The organism is Tropicibacter sp. Alg240-R139 (genome assembly GCF_900537075.1).
Classification (GTDB): domain Bacteria; phylum Pseudomonadota; class Alphaproteobacteria; order Rhodobacterales; family Rhodobacteraceae; genus Falsiruegeria.
This window is the reverse complement of record NZ_UNRA01000001.1, coordinates 456317-475776: the sequence shown is the minus strand read 5'-3', so window position 1 is coordinate 475776 and position 19460 is coordinate 456317. Positions and strand designations below refer to the sequence as shown.

Annotated in this window: 21 protein-coding genes; 10 read left to right on the top strand and 11 right to left on the bottom strand. The window is 56.5% G+C overall.

Annotation, left to right across the window (positions count from 1 at the left end; translation table 11 throughout):
• Positions 1–19: 19 nt before the first annotated feature.
• From G6R15_RS02330 to G6R15_RS02315, 4 genes are all read left to right on the top strand, one after another.
• On the top strand, positions 20–400 hold the full coding sequence (locus G6R15_RS02330; RefSeq protein WP_164658173.1) for a response regulator transcription factor: 381 nt from the start codon (positions 20–22) through the stop codon (positions 398–400).
• On the top strand, positions 397–705 hold the full coding sequence (locus G6R15_RS02325) for a hypothetical protein (RefSeq protein WP_164658172.1): 309 nt from the start codon (positions 397–399) through the stop codon (positions 703–705). The genes G6R15_RS02330 and G6R15_RS02325 overlap by 4 nt, the downstream gene beginning before the upstream one ends.
• On the top strand, positions 705–3383 hold the full coding sequence (locus tag G6R15_RS02320; protein WP_164658171.1) for a sensor histidine kinase: 2679 nt from the start codon (positions 705–707) through the stop codon (positions 3381–3383). The genes G6R15_RS02325 and G6R15_RS02320 overlap by 1 nt, the downstream gene beginning before the upstream one ends.
• A gap of 80 nt (positions 3384–3463) precedes the next feature.
• Entirely contained in the window at positions 3464–4618 is a 1155-nt protein-coding gene (locus tag G6R15_RS02315; RefSeq protein WP_164658170.1) for a FliM/FliN family flagellar motor C-terminal domain-containing protein, read from the top strand.
• 7 nt (positions 4619–4625) lie between these two features.
• On the opposite strand, the gene G6R15_RS02310 is transcribed toward G6R15_RS02315, so the two are convergent.
• Genes G6R15_RS02310 through G6R15_RS02295 form a run of 4 tightly spaced genes read right to left on the bottom strand, consistent with a single transcriptional unit; the run spans position 4626 to position 6820 of the window.
• Entirely contained in the window at positions 4626–5051 is a 426-nt protein-coding gene (locus tag G6R15_RS02310; protein WP_164658169.1) for a TIGR01244 family sulfur transferase, read from the bottom strand.
• A 9-nt stretch (positions 5052–5060) separates the two neighbouring features.
• Positions 5061–5492, bottom strand: a complete 432-nt coding sequence (locus G6R15_RS02305; protein ID WP_164658168.1) for a DUF6691 family protein — start codon at positions 5490–5492, stop codon at positions 5061–5063.
• The gene (locus tag G6R15_RS02300; protein ID WP_164658167.1) at positions 5492–5920 is read right to left on the bottom strand and encodes a YeeE/YedE family protein; all 429 of its coding nucleotides are present in this window, start codon (positions 5918–5920) and stop codon (positions 5492–5494) included. The genes G6R15_RS02305 and G6R15_RS02300 overlap by 1 nt, the downstream gene beginning before the upstream one ends.
• A 36-nt stretch (positions 5921–5956) precedes the next feature.
• Positions 5957–6820 (bottom strand): MBL fold metallo-hydrolase, encoded by an 864-nt coding sequence (locus tag G6R15_RS02295; protein ID WP_164658166.1) that lies wholly within the window; start codon positions 6818–6820, stop codon positions 5957–5959.
• Between the two features lie 265 nt (positions 6821–7085).
• Between G6R15_RS02295 and G6R15_RS02290 the strand changes: the two genes are divergently transcribed.
• Entirely contained in the window at positions 7086–7301 is a 216-nt protein-coding gene (locus tag G6R15_RS02290) for a hypothetical protein (RefSeq protein WP_240336645.1), read from the top strand.
• Positions 7302–7324: 23 nt separating this feature from the next.
• Here G6R15_RS02290 and G6R15_RS02285 read toward each other — a convergent pair whose 3' ends face one another.
• Positions 7325–7543, bottom strand: coding sequence for a hypothetical protein (locus G6R15_RS02285; protein WP_164658165.1), 219 nt, complete (start codon positions 7541–7543; stop codon positions 7325–7327).
• A 156-nt stretch (positions 7544–7699) separates the two neighbouring features.
• Between G6R15_RS02285 and G6R15_RS02280 the strand changes: the two genes are divergently transcribed.
• The 5 genes from G6R15_RS02280 (at position 7700) to G6R15_RS02260 (ending at position 12192) form a co-directional block, all read left to right on the top strand.
• Positions 7700–7960, top strand: coding sequence for a DUF2312 domain-containing protein (locus G6R15_RS02280; RefSeq protein ID WP_205520456.1), 261 nt, complete (start codon positions 7700–7702; stop codon positions 7958–7960).
• A 732-nt stretch (positions 7961–8692) separates the two neighbouring features.
• Positions 8693–9286, top strand: coding sequence for a hypothetical protein (locus G6R15_RS02275; RefSeq protein WP_164658163.1), 594 nt, complete (start codon positions 8693–8695; stop codon positions 9284–9286).
• A 210-nt stretch (positions 9287–9496) separates the two neighbouring features.
• On the top strand, positions 9497–10126 hold the full coding sequence (locus tag G6R15_RS02270) for a sigma-70 family RNA polymerase sigma factor (RefSeq protein ID WP_240336644.1): 630 nt from the start codon (positions 9497–9499) through the stop codon (positions 10124–10126).
• Positions 10123–10785, top strand: coding sequence for a hypothetical protein (locus G6R15_RS02265; protein ID WP_164658162.1), 663 nt, complete (start codon positions 10123–10125; stop codon positions 10783–10785). The genes G6R15_RS02270 and G6R15_RS02265 overlap by 4 nt, the downstream gene beginning before the upstream one ends.
• Positions 10786–10806: 21 nt before the next feature.
• Entirely contained in the window at positions 10807–12192 is a 1386-nt protein-coding gene (locus G6R15_RS02260; protein ID WP_164658161.1) for a S8 family serine peptidase, read from the top strand.
• Between the two features lie 164 nt (positions 12193–12356).
• Here G6R15_RS02260 and pssA read toward each other — a convergent pair whose 3' ends face one another.
• The 6 genes from pssA to G6R15_RS02230 all read right to left on the bottom strand — a co-directional run bounded on the left by pssA (position 12357) and on the right by G6R15_RS02230 (position 19334).
• On the bottom strand, positions 12357–13088 hold the full coding sequence (pssA, locus tag G6R15_RS02255; RefSeq protein ID WP_164658160.1) for a CDP-diacylglycerol--serine O-phosphatidyltransferase: 732 nt from the start codon (positions 13086–13088) through the stop codon (positions 12357–12359).
• Positions 13085–13825, bottom strand: coding sequence for a phosphatidylserine decarboxylase (locus G6R15_RS02250; RefSeq protein WP_255456150.1), 741 nt, complete (start codon positions 13823–13825; stop codon positions 13085–13087). The genes pssA and G6R15_RS02250 overlap by 4 nt, the downstream gene beginning before the upstream one ends.
• Before the next feature lie 1261 nt (positions 13826–15086).
• Entirely contained in the window at positions 15087–15656 is a 570-nt protein-coding gene (locus tag G6R15_RS02245; protein ID WP_164658158.1) for a membrane integrity-associated transporter subunit PqiC, read from the bottom strand.
• A gap of 2 nt (positions 15657–15658) precedes the next feature.
• Positions 15659–18073, bottom strand: a complete 2415-nt coding sequence (locus tag G6R15_RS02240; RefSeq protein WP_164658157.1) for an MlaD family protein — start codon at positions 18071–18073, stop codon at positions 15659–15661.
• The gene (locus tag G6R15_RS02235; protein ID WP_164658156.1) at positions 18070–18681 is read right to left on the bottom strand and encodes a paraquat-inducible protein A; all 612 of its coding nucleotides are present in this window, start codon (positions 18679–18681) and stop codon (positions 18070–18072) included. Before G6R15_RS02235 ends, G6R15_RS02240 begins: the two co-directional genes overlap by 4 nt.
• A complete protein-coding gene (locus tag G6R15_RS02230) occupies positions 18678–19334 on the bottom strand; it encodes a paraquat-inducible protein A (RefSeq protein ID WP_164658155.1) in 657 nt (218 codons plus the stop codon). The genes G6R15_RS02235 and G6R15_RS02230 overlap by 4 nt, the downstream gene beginning before the upstream one ends.
• Positions 19335–19460: the final 126 nt, after the last annotated feature.

Genomic DNA, 19460 nt, shown 5'->3' with positions numbered 1-19460 from the left:
TTGGGGAGGAAGGGCAAGCATGAGCCGACGCGTAATGTTGGTCGAGGATGAGCCGAACATCACCGAAGCAATCCGTTTTCTGTTGATCCGCGACGGGTGGGAGGTCGAAACCCACGCCGATGGGACTGATGCAGTCGAGGTGATCAGTTCCGCCAAGCCTGACTTGGTTATCCTAGACGTGATGTTGCCGGGTAAAAGCGGGATGGAAATTCTGACCGACTTGCGCGCGCGCGATGACCTGAAAGGGTTGCCGGTCCTGATGTTGACGGCACGCGGGCAATCCCGCGACCGGGACATGGCCGAAAAGGCGGGTGTCAGCCGTTTCATGACCAAGCCGTTCTCCAACTCTGAGGTGTTAACGGCTGTGCGGGATCTACACGCACAGGCCACGCAGACATGAGTGCCGAGCCGGACAATGATCCTAGCCAGGTTCCTCATCCGCCGGTGTTTCTCGAACGCCAAGGATATCGCCGACGTCGCCTGATGGATGCGGCCCGCGTATTGCCGCTGATTGGGGCAGGGCTTTTTGCTGTCCCTCTGCTGTGGCCGGGTGTTGGAGAGACCGAGGCGCCCTATAGTCTGTCATCTGCCATCATTTACATCTTTGGCGTTTGGGCCGGGTTGATCATATTGGCTGCAGTATTTGGATACGGTGCTCGTCGCTTGGGCCGCAGCTCGGACGTGCCGGGACCGGAGCCGCGCTGATGGCGTCCCTAAATGTTCTTGTGCTGGTGTGTTTGGGTTACGTGGCCCTGCTGTTTCTGGTGGCCTTTGCCGCTGATCGTCTGGCCGCAACTGGACGCAGCACTTGGCTGCGCTCGCCTCTGGTCTATACGCTGTCGCTGTCGATCTACTGCACAGCCTGGACGTTTTACGGCGCGGTTGGGTACGCTGCGCGGTCGGGGTTGGAGTTTGTGACCATCTATGTTGGTCCCACACTTGTTATGATTGGCTGGTGGTGGGGCTTGCGCAAGCTGGTGCGTGTGGGGCGCAGTCAGCGCGTTACCTCCATCGCTGATCTGATCTCGTCTCGTTATGGCAAGTCGAACACGCTTGCGATCTGTGTGACCATTCTGGCCGTCATCAGCGTGACACCTTATATTGCTCTGCAATTGCAGTCGATTACGCTGTCATTTTCGATTTTCGCCGAGGCCGATCCCAACAATTCCTACAACGAGATCGCCAGTGTGTTCTGGGTTGCGGCGGGGCTTGCGGTCTTTGCCATCTTGTTCGGGACTCGAAACTTGGACGCCAACGAACGCCATCACGGCGTTGTAACAGCCGTAGCGATAGAGGCGGTGGTCAAGCTGGTCGCCCTGTTGGCCGTCGGGATCTTTGTCGTCTGGGGTGTTGCAGGCGGCGTCGGCCAAACGATGGCGCGTATCGACGCCTCTGAGATTGGGCAGTGGAACATCGACCGCGGAAGATGGGCCACGATCACCTTTCTTGCGGCGGCGGCTTTTGTCTGTCTGCCGCGTATGTTTCAAGTGATGGTGGTTGAAAACGATGACGAGCGGCACCTGCGCACAGCCGCCTGGGCGTTTCCGCTTTATTTGCTGCTGATGAGCCTGTTTGTGGTTCCCATCGCCGTTGTTGGCCTGGACCTGATGCCCGAAGGGGCCAACCCGGATCTGTTCGTTTTGACCGTGCCACTGTCCCAAGGACAACAGGGCCTGGCGATGCTGTCGTTCCTTGGTGGGTTTTCCTCGGCCACGTCGATGGTGATCGTGGCCGCCATGGCGCTGTCGACCATGGTGTCTAACCACATCGTGATGCCGATTTGGCTAAGCTCGCGTGGAACCGGGGCGTCGGTTTCGGGCGATGTCCGTTCTATCGTATTGCTGTCGCGCCGCGTGTCCATCGCCGCGATCATGGCCCTTGGCTATTTCTATTATCGCCTGTCGGGCGGAGGCGCGGCGCTCGCCGCCATCGGTTTGATCGCTTTTGCTGGAATTGCCCAAATCCTGCCCGCTTTGGTGGGCGGCCTCTTTTGGCGCGGAGCGACACGTACCGGAGCGTTGGCCGGGTTGACGGTTGGATTTGTTTTATGGCTCTACACCCTGCTGTTGCCCGGTATCGGGGGCGAGGCGATGCCCGCCAATGTGATGGCAAGCGGACCATTCGGGTTGAGCTGGCTAAGGCCTCAGGCGCTCTTTGGGATCGACGGACTGGACCCGATGGTGCATTCGGTGATGTGGAGCCTGTCCCTTAACGCTGCGGCCTTTTGCGTCGTGTCGCTCTTTGGCTTTCCCAGCCCAATCGAACGGTTGCAGGCGGCGCAATTTGTCAACGTGTTCGAACATTCCGCCGGTCCGCGTGGTTGGGTCGGTTCGGTGGCCCAAAGCGAGGATCTGATGATCATGTCGCAGCGCATTTTGGGCGCGCGCGAGGCGCAGGTGTTTTTTCACGCCGAGGCACAGCGACAGGGCGCCCGTGGCTATCTGCCTGAGCCGACACCTAAGTTCTTGGAGCGGCTGGAGCGTGAGCTGGCGGGTTCGGTGGGGGCGGCTACGGCCCATGCAATGATCGGGCAGATCGTTGGCGGCTCGTCTGTATCGGTCGAGGATCTGCTGGCTGTGGCCGATGAATCGGCGCAATTGTTGGAGTATTCCAGTCGGCTCGAAGCGAAGTCGGATGAGTTGGGTCGCACCGCGCACCAGCTGCGCGAGGCCAACGAAAAGCTGACCCAAATCTCGTTGCAAAAAGACAACTTCCTCAGTCAGGTCAGTCATGAGCTGCGCACACCGATGACGTCAATTCGCGCGTTTTCGGAAATCTTGCGCGATACAGAAGGGTTGGAACCCGAAGAGCAGACGCGCTACGCCACGATCATTCATGACGAGGCACTGCGTCTGACGCGGCTTTTGGATGATCTGTTGGATCTCAGCGTGTTGGAAAACGGTCAGGTGAATTTGAACATGGGCGAGGGTCTTTTGACTGAGGTTCTGGATCGTGCGGTGTCCACGGCCATGACTGGGGCCTCGCGAGACATGCGTATTCTGCGCCATGTTTCGGACGAGCGCATTCCGGTTCATTCGGACTTGGATCGGCTGACCCAAGTCTTCATTAACCTGATCGCCAACGCCCGCAAGTATTGCGATGCGAACACGCCGGAGCTTTCGATCCGAGTGCACGAAGTCGGCGGCAAGGTGGTTGTCGACATGGTCGACAACGGCAGCGGCATCCCGCGTGATTCCCGCAAGCTGGTATTCGAAAAGTTCGCCCGTGTCAGCGCGGAACGGGCTGGGGGCGCGGGGCTGGGTCTGGCGATCTGCCGCGAGATCATGCAGCGCCTTGGCGGCGACATCACCTATCTGAACGGCCATCAGGGCGCCGCGTTCCGGGTCAGCTTTCCCTCGGGCTATCAACTCGCTGCGCAATGAGTCTTTCGTAAAGACATTCGTAACCACCTGACGGTTAGACCGGTAGGGGATGAATGGACCGACAAGGCAGGTCAGGGCTTATGCCACCAGAGGCGGAAACAGATTCAGCAATTCAGCGCAAACTGGCTGTTGCGCGTGACGAAAGGCAGGGCGCGCCGCGCTCGGTCCTGCGTGCGATGCGATTGGGGCTGGCGCGTGCAGCTGCGGACACGCTGGATATGCCGATGACGGTGATCGGGGCCACGCAATGCCGACGCCCTCAGGACGAGTTACAGGATTGCGTGCCCAAAAATCGGCTGTATGCCCTATTGGCTGGACCCGATGGGTTGTTGGGTGCGGCTTGTTTCGATCGGGTCTGTGTGACGTCAGTCATTCAGCAGCAGACAATGGGCACCGTATTTTCCGTTCCTGCCGGAGAGCGTGTTTTCACCGGAACCGATGCAGCCATGATTGCTCCGTTGATCGATGCCTTCTTACCGCGAGCCAGGGATTTGTGCGAGGCCACTTTGGATCGGCTGTGTCTGGATGGGTACCAATTCGCAGCTCGGGCCGAGGATTGGCGAAATCTGATCCTGTCACTTGAGTACGACAGTTTTCGCCTGTTCGATCTGACCGTTGAAATTGGCGGTGGGGTAGCCCAGGGGCAGATTACACTAATACTGCCTGATCAGCCTGAGCCTAAAGACGCAGCCGTTGATGGTTTGGGAAATTCGGATACGTCGGGTCTGGAAAAAAGCTTTGGAGCCGTGCGGGCTGAGCTGACTGCAGTCATCTCGCGGGTGCAGCTTCCACTTTCAGCCTTTGCTGGAATGCAGCCCGGAGATTTGTTGCCGTTGATCGGGGACAAGCTCGACAGGACCGAAGTGTTGACGATTGAGGGGCAGAAGATCGCTGTGGCCCGACTGGGACAGTGCCGTGGCATGCGCGCATTGAGGTTAAACGAACGTTTGCCGGAGCTGGAGCCACCAAGTCCTGATGCAGGGTTCTCAGAACACGGTACACCTGAGGTGACAACCCTATCGCTGGTGGATCCTGATATAATCGAACACACGTCAAGTGTCGGAATCGCGGCCGATACCCTTGGCGGTGATGATATGGGGTCGGCTGGTTCAGGTCAGCCTGCAACTGAGACGGACCAGAACTTTTCCCATCTCAGCCCCGAGCAGGCCGTGGCCGAGATATCGGAATTGGCGGGATTGCCTGCCGAGCTAGATGGGGTAGACGCCGCCGGATAAGGCGCACTCAACTTTTGCGTAGCTGCTCCAGCGTAGGGAGTAGCCCATCAAGTTGATACCCAGCCGCCGCAGTTTTGGCCAGAATCTCGTCTGGGGCCAGTTCGTGGCATTGCCCCAACGCCCAAACCACTGAACACCGCGTGCCGGACGCGCAATAGGCCAGGACCTTGCCAGTGCCGCAATCCGCCATCTGGCGCTGACGTTCCACGTTGTCAGGCGTCATTGTCTGATGAGTCAATTCCAACACCTCAAATTCCAGCCCTGCGGCACGTACGGCCTGCTCAATAGTATCCGCCTGATGGCTTGGGGGCACCTCGGCATTTGGCCGGTTGCAGATAACTTTGGTGTAGCCCGCCTCGGCGATGGCAGGCACGTCGTCAACCGAGATTTGCGGCGAGACGGAATAGCGGTCGGTGATCGGTCGAATATCCATGCCCATTCCTTAGGTCGCAGCGGCGAGTCTGTCCAGTTGCGAGCCGAGTTTTGGTGCAAAACTCATGCCCGCCAACATCGAAAGCACAAAAATCAGGCCGCCAATGCCACCGAATGTCAGCGATGCCATGGCCGGACCCGGACACAGACCAGCCAAGCCCCATCCCATACCGAACAGAACGGAACCAGTAATCAGGCGGTGGTCCAGCTCGGGGCGCGGCAGGTCGGGAAATGTGCCCCCGGTCATGGGCGCGCCTTTTGTGGTCAATCGCCATGCGACCAGCATTGGCAGGATCGCGCCGCCCATGACAAAGGCCAACGTCGGATCCCAGGCGCCGAACACGTCAAGCCAGCCCTGAACCTTGGTCGTGTCGGTCATTCCTGACAGCAGCAGGCCAGCGCCAAAGAGCGAGCCAGACAACAAGGCAACCAAAACACGCATCAGATCATCCCCAAGATGTGGCGAAACAGGACCAGGGTCAGCCCGCCTGCCAGTATGTAAAACACGGTTGCCACAATTCCGCGCAGGGAAAACCGAGAAATGCCACAGACGCCGTGGCCAGAAGTGCAGCCATTGGCGATCCGCGTGCCCGTCCCGACCAGCAGCCCGGCGGCGATCACCACGAACCAGTTCGACGTCAGGTGAGTGTCTGCCTGCAGTCCAAAGATCTGGATCATCAACAAGGGCGTCGCGATGACTCCGATCACAAATGCTGCGCGTTCTGCCGCGTTGCCCCAACCGGATCTGTCCACAAGACCGCCCAGGATTCCGCTGGCCCCCATGACCCGGCCATTACCCAAAAGCAGAACCGCTCCTCCGGCGCCGATCAGCAAACCGCCGATCAGCCCCCATATCCAATCCATTGGCATAGTGATTTTCCTAGTGTTTGCGCGTTTCGTGACCAGTCAAAGCTTGTTGATCGGCACCTTGAGGAAGACGTCGCCCTGCTCATCAGGTTCGGGCATCCGGCCGCCGCGCATGTTCACCTGCAAAGATGGCAATATCAGCCGCGGCATCGCCAGAGTAGCATCGCGGGCGTCGCGCATTTCGACAAACTCTTCGATCGGTCGACCCTGGCCGATATGAATATTCAGCGCCTTTTGCTCGCCCACCGTGGTTTCCCACGCATATTCATCCCGGCCTGGTGCCTTATAGTCATGCCCGACAAAGACGCGCGTTTCATCTGCCAAAGTTAGGATTTTTTGGATGGAACTGTAGAGTGTTTCAGATGACCCGCCGGGAAAGTCACATCGAGCGGTCCCGAAATCGGGCATGAACAGCGTGTCCCCGACAAAGGCTGTCTCTTCGATCACATAGGTCAGGCAAGCAGGCGTATGCCCCGGTGTTTCCAGAACGTCGCCTCGCATTTGGCCGATGTGGAAACTGTCTCCGTCAGTAAACAGTGCATCGAACTGACTGCCATCGCGTTGAAATTCGGTACCTTCGTTGAATACTTTGCCGAACGTATCCTGAACGATGGTGATGTTTTGCCCGATTCCGATCTTGCCGCCCAACTGCTCTTGCAGATAGGGGGCGGCGGACAGATGGTCGGCGTGCACATGGCTTTCCAGCAGCCATTCCACTTTGAGATCATTGTCGCGAACATAACGAATGATTTCATCCGCCGATGACGTGTCCGTCCGTCCTGCTGCCTGATCATAATCCAGCACGCTGTCGATGATGGCGCAGGCCCGCCCATCGGGCTCGCGCACCAGGTAGGACACGGTGAATGTTGCCTTATCAAAAAAGGCCTTCACGAATGGTGTCATGGATCTCTCCCCGCGATGTCTCGCATTATCATATATGGGTGGCTGAATGTGTTGCAATAGGGTTTGATGTTGGATTCACAGCATCGCGCTTGACGTGGGTCAAGGCGACAAGTCTTTGTTGGATGTTAGCATTGCCACATTAGTAGGCCAAATCACCTGGCTGTGCTGTGGATTTGGGCGTATCGCGGGATGCCATCAAAAATCAGCCGGTTTTGTATTCTTGTTACCCGTATCTGGTCTAATCGACTTATAGGGGAGGATCGAAATGTCAGATCATGAACTTTTGCAACAGGCCGAAACGATCGAGGCGCGGTTGAATGGCGCCAATCAATCCTTGCGGCTGGAACTGCAACCCAAGCTGAGCAGGGTGATCGAGAACTTGCGCACAAATGGCGCACATGTTCCTGCTCGGCTCAAGCGGTTGGATGCGGTACTGTGCGACGAGGCGATCGAGGCCCGCTTTGACAACATGCCAATCTGAGTAACCGGGCTCGTAAGCCCTGATCATCCAAGCGAGATGCCCATGATCACCATCATGAGGCCCAGGACCGACAGAAACAACGAGCCCAGGTTCCAAGGCAGCACGCCTTGAACAGCTGCGCGCAGCCCGTCATCGCTAAGGTTGGCCTTGCGCGCTTTGTTTACGCGCAGAATGCACCAGATCAGGCCAACAAGCCCGGCCAAGGACAGTGCCGCACCGCCCCAGACAATCATTTCGAACATGGTGCACCTATCGTTGACAGTTTCGGCGTTGCGGTTAGCGGATTGAGGCCTTTTGCGCAACCCGAACGACAGATGCGTCAATGCGTGCTTGCGGCAAGGGCAGGGGCGATGTATCTCGCGTGACGCCTCAATTTGCACATCGACGGAGAAGTGAACATGGAAGAGTCCCAGTCCGAAGCCAACTACCGCGTGACCGCGGGTGAACTGCGCCAATTTGTCGAACGGATGGAACGGTTGGATGTCGAGAAGAAGGACATCGCCGAGCAGCAGAAAGAGGTGATGGCCGAGGCAAAAGCGCGTGGCTACGACACTAAGGTGATGCGCAAGGTTATCGCGCTGCGCAAGCGCGACAAGGACGACATTGCCGAGGAAGAAGCAGTTCTTGAAATGTACAAAGAAGCCCTGGGGATGAGCTAATAGCGCATGCCCGTTTCTCAGCGGGCAGGCTAGGCAGTAACGTCCGCACGCGGTACAACTGCGAGTAACAGGTGTTTCCTTGTCAAGAAACTGTGGATTTGTTGAGGAAACACCGGCGTTTTTTCGGCTGTGCGATTTTTTCATGGGTTTCAAAGGGTTTGCGTGGGTGCGGCAAACACAATGATCTCTCGGCTTTCGAGTTTCAGGCGCAACGCCATCGACGATGATACCTAGCATTGTACGGGCCCAATTAGCACCCACTTTCGGTTGTAAGCGTTCACGTTGAGCCAAGCCGAGGCTCCCTTCAAAATGGAAGAACGCAAACGCTAAATGAGCTCTGCGATGAAAGGGGCGAGCCGCCATTGGGTGCCGCCCTGCGGTGGCAGGAAAACTGCAGGATTGAGTCGGCGCATAGTTCGTTGCATCTGCGCAGGGGAACCTTGAAGAGAGATTCCACAGCTACGTGCTGGATGCGTGCGTGAACGAAACACCTTTGACAATCATAACGACCCCTGACGCTACAAAGAGCCTGCGCTCCGGAAGAGTTAACAACGCTCAGCAGAAGATCAATTCCGAAGCGGCGTGGAGAAATAATATCATTTATTTGTAAAATATTGACGCCCTTTTTTGGAAATTTTTCCAACTTTGTTTGAACCTTTTTCGATCCCCAAACGACACATCACCGTAACGCAACAAAACAAGCCGCATGGCTGAAACTTACGGAGATCAAAAATGTTCACCTCGACCTTCAACAAAACCTTCATGTCCACTCTGGCCGCAGCCATCGTTGCCACCAGCCTGTCAACCAACATGTCATACGCCGGAGAAGGCGGCGGCGAAGGCGGTGAAGGTCGCTTCAGCTCGGCCTCGGCCAGAAATGCCGATGGTTCGACCACTACAGTGCGCGGTCGCAATGGCGCGAATACTGTCGCAGTCACCCGTAAGAAAAACGGTCGTGTTGTCGGTCAACAGCAGGTCAACCGGAACCGCAATCCTTTCATCACCATCTTTAACCCCGATGGGACCAGCCGCACCGTCACGACACCCAGCCGCCGGGTGGATTCTGCCACACGTCACTTCCCGGATGGGTCGTCCCACACCGTGATCAACCCTGTCCGTCCACTTACAGCGTTCATCACCATGTTTAACCCCGACGGCAGCAGCCGCACCGTCACCGAGCCCAGCCGTCGGGCGGACTCTGCTACCCGGCACTATCCGGATGGATCGTCGCACACGGTAACAACCCCCACGCGTCCGACCACCGCGTTCATCACCATCCACAATCCGGATGGAAGCAGCCGCACCGTGACGAGCAACGACCGGTAAGACTAGTCCAGATTTCGCGGATCGGTCGGATGGTCCAACAAGATGACCGAACCGCGAAAATGAGCTGCCTATGTACTCGGGCAGAGGACACGCCCAGATCACGCCTTCATCAGTCCAAAGACTGACGGCGTGATCAGCCGGGTTGATAGAATCAGGCCCGTTACTCCGGCTTTGCAGAAGATGATTTTGACCAAAACATTCGCAGCTCCCATGCCCGTTTTGCTCTACCGGTCGCACCCGGTTACAGTGACCAAAGGGATACGGGCGAGGCAGGGAATGTCGGCAGACGACGATCATCGGCAGCTTTCAAAGGTCGCCAACGGCGATCGGCAGGCGATAGGGGTTCTTTATCAACGGTACAACAAGCGGGTTTTTCACTTTGTCCGACGCTACGTGAATGACGCTGCAGCCGCCGAAGACCTTACAAATGACGTCTTCATCGAGGTTTGGCACAAGGCATCCGCTTACGAAGGGCGCTCCAAGGTTTCAAGTTGGCTTTTGGGCATCGCCAGGTACAAAGCACTTTCAGAGGTTCGCAAGCGAAAGCCGGTTCATTCAAAGTCTGAACAGATCCTGGATGCGCTCGCAGATGATGCAGATGACCCGGAAATGGTCACGCAAAAACGGGACAAAGGGGCCGCGATCAAGCGGTGTATCGCATCCCTTTCACGGGATCACCGGATCATTCTGGAACTGATTTACTATCACGAAAAGTCCATTGAAGAGGTTTCAGAGGTCCTCGATATTCCGAAGAACACTGTCAAAACCAGGACTTTTCACGCACGCAAACAATTGTCCGCAGAGATGGCCAAGCAAGGTCTTGATAGGGGGTGGCCATGAGCACTCTGAGCGAAACCGAAAGACAAGAACTGTCCTTGCTGTTGCCATGGTATGCAAATGGCACGCTGGACAATGAAGACAGCCAAAAAGTCGAAGCGGCGTTGGCCCTGGATGAAGAGCTTGCGCGCGAATTTGATCTTGTTTTGGAAGACCAGGCCGCCGTGGTTGAACTGCTATCCGAGGAGGAAGTACCTGTTTCCATGGCGGAACGGTTCAAGGCTGCTTTGCACGCTGAACAGACGGAGCCGGAAACGAGCGTCGAGCCGCAAGCTGTGGGTGAAGGCGCGATCGCCCGCCTGCTCTCTGTTCTGTTTCCTGCTAAGCCGCGCGCCTATGCCTTTGTTATGGCTATGTTTGTGGTGTTGGTACCGGCGGTCGGGATTATTTCCTATGTCGTAGGAAGCCAGCAACCCAATCAATATCAAACAGCAACCGGAGGAGAGGCTGTCGCCAGTGACAAGGCGCGTATGCTGGTAAAATTCAAATCTGATGTATCCTGGGCCGACATCGATGCGTTTCTAAAGGAAAACAGTGGACAGGTCATAAAGGGACCAACCGCTGACGGTCTGTATGAATTGGAGTTTCAATCGGTTGAAGATCTTGCCGAAAGAACGGGTGCCAAAGCAGACGTTTTCGAATTCGCACTGCCTGTAAACTAGAACATGCTGGGAGGGACGACCGTGCTTAAGAAAATCACCTGCACATCAACACGCTACTTAGGCATTTTAGTCCTCGCTTACGCGATGGCACTACCGGCGCAGTTTGCACTTTCGGAAGGCGGCGAAGGGGGGAACGCGGAAATCCTATCCCCGGCGAAGACGTCCAAACCTCAAAGTGCTGCACCACCCAAGAAGAAACAGACAAGACCCACAACCCAGAGAAAAGCGACCACCGCACCGACACCGGTAAGAAGAAGTCAACCAAGACCCCGACGCGTTGTTGAAACGGCGCCGAGCGGACAACCGCCCGCGGAGGAAACACGGTTTATTGCCGACGAAGTAATCGTCAGGTTTCAGCTTTCTTCGACGTCGGGGGCGCGGAATCGGGCGATCAGGGGGCTGGGTATGACGCACTTGCAAGGGCGCACATTTGTTTTGCCCGGCGTTACGGTCCATCGGTACCGGCTTTCTCCTGGCGTCGATGTGCGAACAGTGATCGAACGACTTGAAGCTAGTGCGGCAGTGGTAAACGCCCAGCCGAATTACTTGTATGTGCTTCAGCAAAGCGACAGCAGCACCAAGCTCCCCCAGTTTGGCAATGACAAAGTCGGTTTGAGCGAAGCCCACGCCAGAACAAAGGGGCGCAATACACGCATCGCAGTCATTGATACGGCGGTGGATGGGACACATTCAGAGCTTTCAAACACACGCATCTCTTCGTTTGATGTCACTGATGAGGGCGGCAATATTGATCCTCACGGCACATCGATTGCGGGTATTTTGGCCGCAGATGCAAAGCTGACTGGGGTTGCTCCTGCCGCAGAGATCGTCAGCATTGCGGCCTTTTCAAAAGATGCGGCGGGCAAAACTGTTGGAAACACATGGACAATTCTGGAGGCCACAAATGTGGCTCACAAGCAGAATGTCGACATCCTAAACATGAGCTTTGCAGGCCCTGCTGATCCTTTGTTGAAAGACGCAATGGAGGGAGCAAAGAAGCGAAATATCCTGCCGGTTGCTGCCGCTGGCAACGATGGGCCTGAGGCCGCAGCGCTTTTTCCGGCTGGCTATGAAACTGTGGTCTCCGTGACTGCAACCGATACGGAAAACCAGATCTATTCCCAGGCAAATACCGGCGATCACGTTGACATAGCGGCCCCAGGTGTCGGCCTTTTGGTGTTGGGGCGTGGCTCGGGGTTCCGAACTTCTTCAGGTACCTCGCTGGCGACGGCATACATCAGTGGGATCGCCGCGTTGACTTTGTCAGCCAATCCTCAGGCCGACTATGCGACGCTTAGGGCATTGCTGGAAAACAGCGCGACCGATCTTGGTAAGCCTGGCAAAGACAGTGTTTTCGGAGCTGGCATACCAAGTGCGGTGGCTGCCGTCGGTGGCCTCACAAACTAACTTAGGTCTTGACGATCAGTGAAACACAGGCGGCGCAAGGGCGATTGCCATCAGAAAGGCGTTAGATCCACAATCGTCTCTTTCGGTGGTTTCGCGCAATGTTCGAGCAGAGATACGCGTTTGTATCCCTGTCGCCTGAATTGCCAAAAGCCATTGAGAAAGGGTCAGCGGAAGTGGCGCGCCAAGAACGGGATCGACAGCAGGTAAACAGCGGCCAGCAGCACAAAGGCATACCAAGTGACGGACATCATCAGCAGCAGTGCGACTAGCCCAAGCGCCGCGATTACCCGTGATCCGGCAGTGTGACACGAGACCATCTTGGGTGAGAACGTGGGAATTCGGCTTACAGCTAGAAAGCTGACCCCAACCAAATAGAACACAAAGATATAGTGAAAGAACCCAGTCGCGGTAAAACCGCACTGCAGCAAGTAGATTGGCATCAGCGCCAGAAAGGCTATTGCGGGTGCAGGAACGCCGGTGAATACCGGCTGGCCAGTCTCTGCCACCTCAGCCCCGGAGACGTTGAAACGCGCAAGCCGCAGCATGCAGCACACCACAAGCAGCATGCAAGCCACCCAGCCGATTCCGCCCATCTGGGTGCCGTGAAACATGAAGGTATAGACCAACATGCCCGGTGCGATCCCAAAGCACAGGAAATCGGCCAGCGAATCCAGCTCGGCTCCAAAATGACTTTCGGCGTTCAGATGTCGGGCGGCGCGACCGTCCAGACCGTCCAGAACAATCGCGATCAAGATAAAGTAAATTGCAGGCTCCACCCGGTCGGTCAGCGTCATCCGCAGCGACGTCAGCCCCGAACACAGCGACAGGATCGTCAATGCATTGGGGATGTTGCGCTTGAGCGGACCGCCTTGCGGCCAGGGTGAGCGTGAATTCATACCATATTTCCCGATCGTCTCGTTTGCTCACCGCCCAGCTGTGCCAGAATGGTCTCGCCCGCGGTTGTGGTCTGCCCCAAAGTGACCAGAGGTTGTACTCCGGGCGGCAGGTAGATGTCCAGTCGGCTGCCAAAGCGGATCAGGCCGAACCGTCCGCCTGTGGTAACACGCTCGCCTTCTTTCACGAAACAAACAATTCGGCGCGCGACCAGACCCGCGATTTGCACGACTGCAATGTCGGTGCCGTCATCTCGGCGGATGGCCAGCACATTGCGCTCATTGTGCTCGCTGGCCTTGTCGAGCGAGGCGTTGAGGAACTTTCCGTGGTGGTAGACGATCTTGCTGACGGTGCCCGAAAAGGGTGCGCGGTTTACATGACAATTGAACACGTTCATGAATACGGAAACGCGCATGCGCGGTTCGTCCCCCAACTCCAACTCAGGCGGGGCCACAGTTTCGGTAATCAGGGACACCATCCCATCAGCTGGTGACACGAGCAAACTGTCATCCACAGGAACAGAGCGCACAGGATCGCGGAAGAAGTAATAGCACCAGACCGTCAGCCCCAGCCCAATCCAAAAGAGCGGCTCAAAGAGCAACCCTGCCGCAACGCTGATAGCGGCAAATGTGGCCACAAATTTGCGGCCTTCGGGGTGCATGGGCACCGCCACGATCTTGAGCATGTTCATCAGAGAACCCTTGGAAGTCTTGAGGAGTCGGTTGCACCTGTCATCCAGACAAATTGTGCCAATGGCAACCAAAAGATGACAGTTTTCTGACAATGCCCCTGCGTTGCTAGCGTTTGAGCGTCATGCGTGCGGGCCGCGTGCCAATCAATCGGTTCGGGGCGGCCTTAGGATAACTCTACCTTTGACCCTGATAGCATGGGCCGCCGAGATCCAAACCGGCAGGCGTACGTAGATATGGTTTCTGCATCAGGTTCAGTATGTTGATGGATCAAAGGATCATGGTCGATACAGCAGTCAGCATTCCACTGATTGAAAGCACTGTGCTTTCTTACCACCATCAAAAACTGGAAACAGATGGTTCCCTGTTAGACAACTTTGTCCAAGTATCCGGTTTTTTTTTTACAGAAAGCCTTGGCTAGAGCCCGGGCTGGCACCGCAGGGTAGGCTTTCAACACCCTAGCCCGGACATGGCATGTCACAGGCACAAACCTCAGGCGCTCTCGGTAAATCGAGGCACCAGCTTTAGGTCATCGTTCGCAGCCAAGCAGTTTGCCCGCAGACGCGGGCAAACCCGAGAATTTCATGCGCTTTTGCTATTATCCTTCTGGCTTGGGCGCGTTTTTGGGCGGCGGTTGATTTGTAGGAGGTTGCGCAGGCGCTGTGCTTGGCGCGTTTGCATTCTTTTTCTTCGGCGGCTGATCCTTCGGCGGTGGAGGCGCCGGTGGTGGTGGGTTCTTGGGTGCGTTTGCGTTCTTTTTGGGCGGTTGATCTTTGGGAGGCGGCGGCGCCGGAGGAGCCGGTTTGGGAGCGGCCCCAGCGGTGGCGTCATCCGCAGCCAGAGCGATCGAACCACCGGTGCAAGCCAGCCCAACGCTAATCACCGCCGCACAAAATAACTTGGGTATTGTCATTTCAAAATCCTCGTACTGTTCACACAATAATGTGACCAGTGTAGCGAATGGCCAATTTGTATCAATACTTATCAATTCTTGTCGCGACCTTGGTCTGCGGCAAAGGTCGGCCTGCCTTCGATGTAACGGTCGCGGGCTGGAAAGAGCGTTCAGGTTGCTCTGGGATATCCAAGCTGCACAGGATTATTGTCCCGCGCGAGGTCATGAACACGACTGGTCGACCTTAACAGACATGTCGGGACTGACTTCCAAACCGCAGTCTTCTCGCGTTTGTCTGGACGATCCAATTGGTTTCACAAGGCTTAGTTGTACATACCATCCAAAAGAATTTACCGGAAGCAATCCGGAGCGCCATCGAAGATGGGCAAAAATGTAATCCTTGGGGTCCGTAACCTGCCTTACCGCCCCGTTGCGATCCTCTTGGCGATGTCGTTGACCAGCCGCTTCATCGCGTTACTTTGTGCGGTTGCCACCGAGGCGACACTGTCGTCGGCCATCGGCACAGAGTAAGCAAAGCGATACGCCTTTTCCAGATGCCCATGTGCGGGCGAAGTCAGGAAATACTGCCCAGTAAAGCGGAGGTCTTGTCCCGGAACGCCGGACAATTTGCCAACTTTCACAGTTACCTGAACATCCGGAGGTGTATCAAACGGCCAGGGTTCTGCGGCGACGTTCGACGACAGCGCCTGATCCAGACCTGCGGCCAACAGCTCGGTCAACGCACGGTCTGGTTCATCTGCCCAAAACCCGCTTTTGGTCGGCCTTAACACGCCATCCTCGCCTTGCAGGGAAATCTCGGTGTCTTCGGCATATGCAGGCAGGTTCAACGTGCTTACTTCTACCGTGCGAACCCCGGTGCGGTAGGTATCAACGCCTGTGATCTCAGGCAGTAGATAACGTTCAACTGGACCGCTGCACCCGGCAAGAACCAACGCTACAACGAAAAGGGGGCGGATCAGGCGGTTCATGTTCAACGTCCTACCAAGAGAGAGTTCGGTTTGCGGCGGATGGCTTGCACCAGCGAGTTCAGAGATTTAACCGTTTTACGCAGATCAGCAATGGCTGCATGTACCTCGCGGTTCACTGGCGAGTTTGGACCGTAGGCGCCGATGGTCGCCTCAGCCGTATCTGCCAATTGCGCCAACTGATCGGCCAGCTTTGGCAGGTCTTTTACTGCGGCAGAAATATTATCAGCAGCGGCGCTTGCCGACTGCAGCGTGCGGTTCAAGTTTTCGGCGGCACCACCTTCGCGCAATTCGTTCAGTGTTGCCTGCGCAGCATCCAAGGCCCCGGCCAAGGCACCGGGCACCTTGTCCATGTCTTCGTTGTTGAGCAGGTCATCCGCCGATTGCAGCACTTGGTCGGTCGAGGTCACAAGGCTGTCCAGTGGCAGCTCGTTGACCTTGTTCACCAGGCCGTCGATATCATCAACCAGCTGTGGCAGGCCGTTACTGGCAGTCGAAATATTGGCGGCTGCGGTTTTGACGTCCTCAAGCGCGGCGACAATTTTTGCCACAGTATCTGCCTGGTCGATGTCAGTCAGGATGCTGTCGACCCGCGTGACCGTGCCGCGCAGGTCCTCAAGCGTTAGCTTGGCCTGATCCAGAGCACCCGAGAGGGCGCCGGGGATCTTGTCCATATCTTCGTTGCTAATGAAATGATCGGCAGATTTCAGGACACCATCTGCCGACTTGACCAGATCGTTCAACGGCAGACCATTGGCCTTGTCGACAAACTTGTCGATATCAGCAAGCAGTTCAGGCAACGTCTCAGACGCGGTTGAAATGTTTGCAACGACACCACGCAGATCCTTGAGCGCACCAACCATGTTGTCGACGCCCTGCGCCTCGTCAAACCGTTGCAGAATGTCCCGCACCGAGGCGATTGTGCCGCTCAACTCGTCAGGCAGGGTTTGAATGCCGTCCGATGCGGCCACCGAATTCACATTCTCCAGCAGCGTTCGCACATCCGCCGGGATCGCCTTTGTGTTCTCGTCTGCAAGGATACCGTTCACGTCGCCGACCAGGTTGATGATGCGGTCCATCAACTCTTCGATCGGAAGGCTGGCGACACGGTCCAGCACGCCTTCGGCGGCAACAGACAACGTGTCGGGCGGAGTTGGGATAGACGGCAGAATAGGGTTTGGCGTCGCGTCAATGTCCAAGGTCGCGATGGTGGCTTCGGGATCTTCGAACAGTTCGATATGCAGCCCCCCCGACAGAAATGAATTCGGCATCAGGCGGGCGCGCAATCCAGAGGCATCGACCATTGCGGCGATGAGGCTGAGCGTTTCCTCGGAATCCTCGATGTCATCCAAACCCAACCGGTTCGGCTGCACCGTGTATGAGGCCAGAATACGGATCTCTGGTGCGCCGGCGTCGTTGATCTCGGTGATAGCAGACAGATTTTTCACCAAACCAACCTTGAGCCCGCGAAACAGAACCTCTGACCCTTCGGAAAGCCCTTTGAGCGATCCCTCGAAAGAGGAAGATAGCGTGACGGTCGAGCGCAGGTTGTCGTCCAACCGGCTGTCTTCGGCCAGCGCCTTGGTGGCGTATAGGTCAAAAACGGCCTTTTGTTTGATGGGCTTACCGCCCGATTGGGTTGTGTCGAATTCAACCCCACCCTGTAGAACGGATGACAGGCTGCCGACGTTCAATTGCAGGCCTTTGTCGTTCAGTTCGACATTGATGCCAGAGGCGTTCCAAAACCGGGTGCCGGTGTTGATCAGCCGATCATGAGGCGCATTGATGAAGACAATAATGCGCACGCTGTCCGAGGGTTCGTCATAGTCAACCGCCTCTACCGTGCCCATGGTGACACCTTTGTGCAGGACCGGAGCCCCGACTGACACCGAGCCAGTCTTGGGGCTGCTCAGTATGACCTCGGTCCCTTTGACACCGGGTTGAATCACAGGTGCCTCTTTTAGCGCAACGAAATTGCGGGCTTGCTCGCCCTGTGTCGCATCCCAATCGACGTTGATATAAGCCCCCGACAACAGGGTGTTGAGGCCGGTAACACCAGAGGCGGTCACTTTGGCGGTCACCAGCCAAAACCGCGTGTCCGCGTCCAGATAACGTTCCATGTCGCGGTGAATGTCCGCCTCGACAATGACGTTCTGCAGGTCATTGGAAAACCGCATATCCGCGACAGTGCCCACCACCAGATTGCGAAACTTGATCTGTGTCTTACCGGGCTCGATCCCGTCGGCTTCGGCGAATTGAATTTCGACACCCACGTCGCGCTCATTGTAGGCGTTCCATGCCAGTCCCAAGGCACCCAGCATGGCCGCGATCGGCACTGTCCATACCAGCGAGATCCCTCCGAACAGGCGCGATTTTCGCTGGTGCATCTCGGGTTCGCGGATTTCAGTGCTTTTGGTCATTCGATGGTGTCCTTGGGGTGCGCATCCCAGATTGTTTTGGAATCGATACGCAACGCGGCAATCATGGTGAAAATCACCGACAGTGCAAAGCAGATCGCACCGGTGCCCGGCAGGATCGAGATGACAGCGCCCAGTTTGACCAACCCGGCCAAGAGCGCCACGACAAAAACGTCGATCATCGACCAACGGCCAATGAACTCGACAAACTCATAAAGCAGCAGGCGGGTTTTGTTGTCGAGCTGCCAGCGGAACTGGATGCTGAGGACCAGAATGGCGATGACAAAAATCTTGCTAAACGGGATCAACAGACTGGCGACCAGGATCACGATGGCCACAAAATAATCACCCGTTTGAAAAAAGATGGCGATGCCTTCGGCGATGGTGTGGCCTTCGTTGTGGCCCAGAACCAGGTTTGACAACAGAGGGAGCATGTTGGCCGGGATCAGGAACAACGCTCCTGTGATCAACCAGGCCCAAGTTTGTTGGAGCGAGTTTGGCAGGCGGCTGTGCAGCTGTGCCGAACACGTGCGGCAGTGGGTCTGGTCCCCCTCATGCACAGTGCCGCAAGTGTGGCATCCGATCCATCCCATGTCGATTGCGCGCGTCATAAAGGCGACTTTCGGATCAGTGTCCAGATTGTCCAGCGACATACGGCCGCGTTCTTGAGCGCAATAACAACCACCAGGCCGCAAAAAAGCCAAAATGCAATGCCAAAGCCGATGGTCGCCAACCCCATCATCTTGATCAGGGCCACTACGGTGCCGACGATGAAAATCTCGGTCATGGCCCAAGGGTTGAGCTTTTCGGCAAACAGAAAAACCTGACGCGCAGCGGCGGGCGGCGGGCGTCCTTGATGCAACGGCCACATCACGTAGATCAGTGCAATCATACGCACGATGGGAAGGGCCAGCACAAAAGCGGCCACCAAGACAGCCAAGATATTGTACCAGCCATGGGATAGATCAAAGATGATTTCGAGCATCGACACCTCGCCCGTCAAACCGGCCTGAGAAATGGTCAGGAACGGGAAGCAGAGCATCGTGACCATCAGGATCGAGGCGGTGATTGACAGGGCGACCGTGCGCGTCAAAGTGTCCGGTTTGGGGTCCATCAGCTTAAAGTGACACTGTGTGCAGCGCGCAATGTGACCGGCTTGAACGGGAACGGCCTTGTGCAAGGTATCGCAGGCGGGGCAGGCAATTAGGCTGTCGGGGTCCTGATCAAATTGCGCCCTGTAAGTGTCATTGTCGTGATCTGTCATGACGCGTTTGAAGAAACCTATGAATAACACCTGCCAAAGCCGAAGCCGACCCTAGAGAGATAAACCGTTGGGCTGGCAGAGTCATCCACTTTGAGCCGGTAACCAAATTGCGCGGCCTTTCGGTCT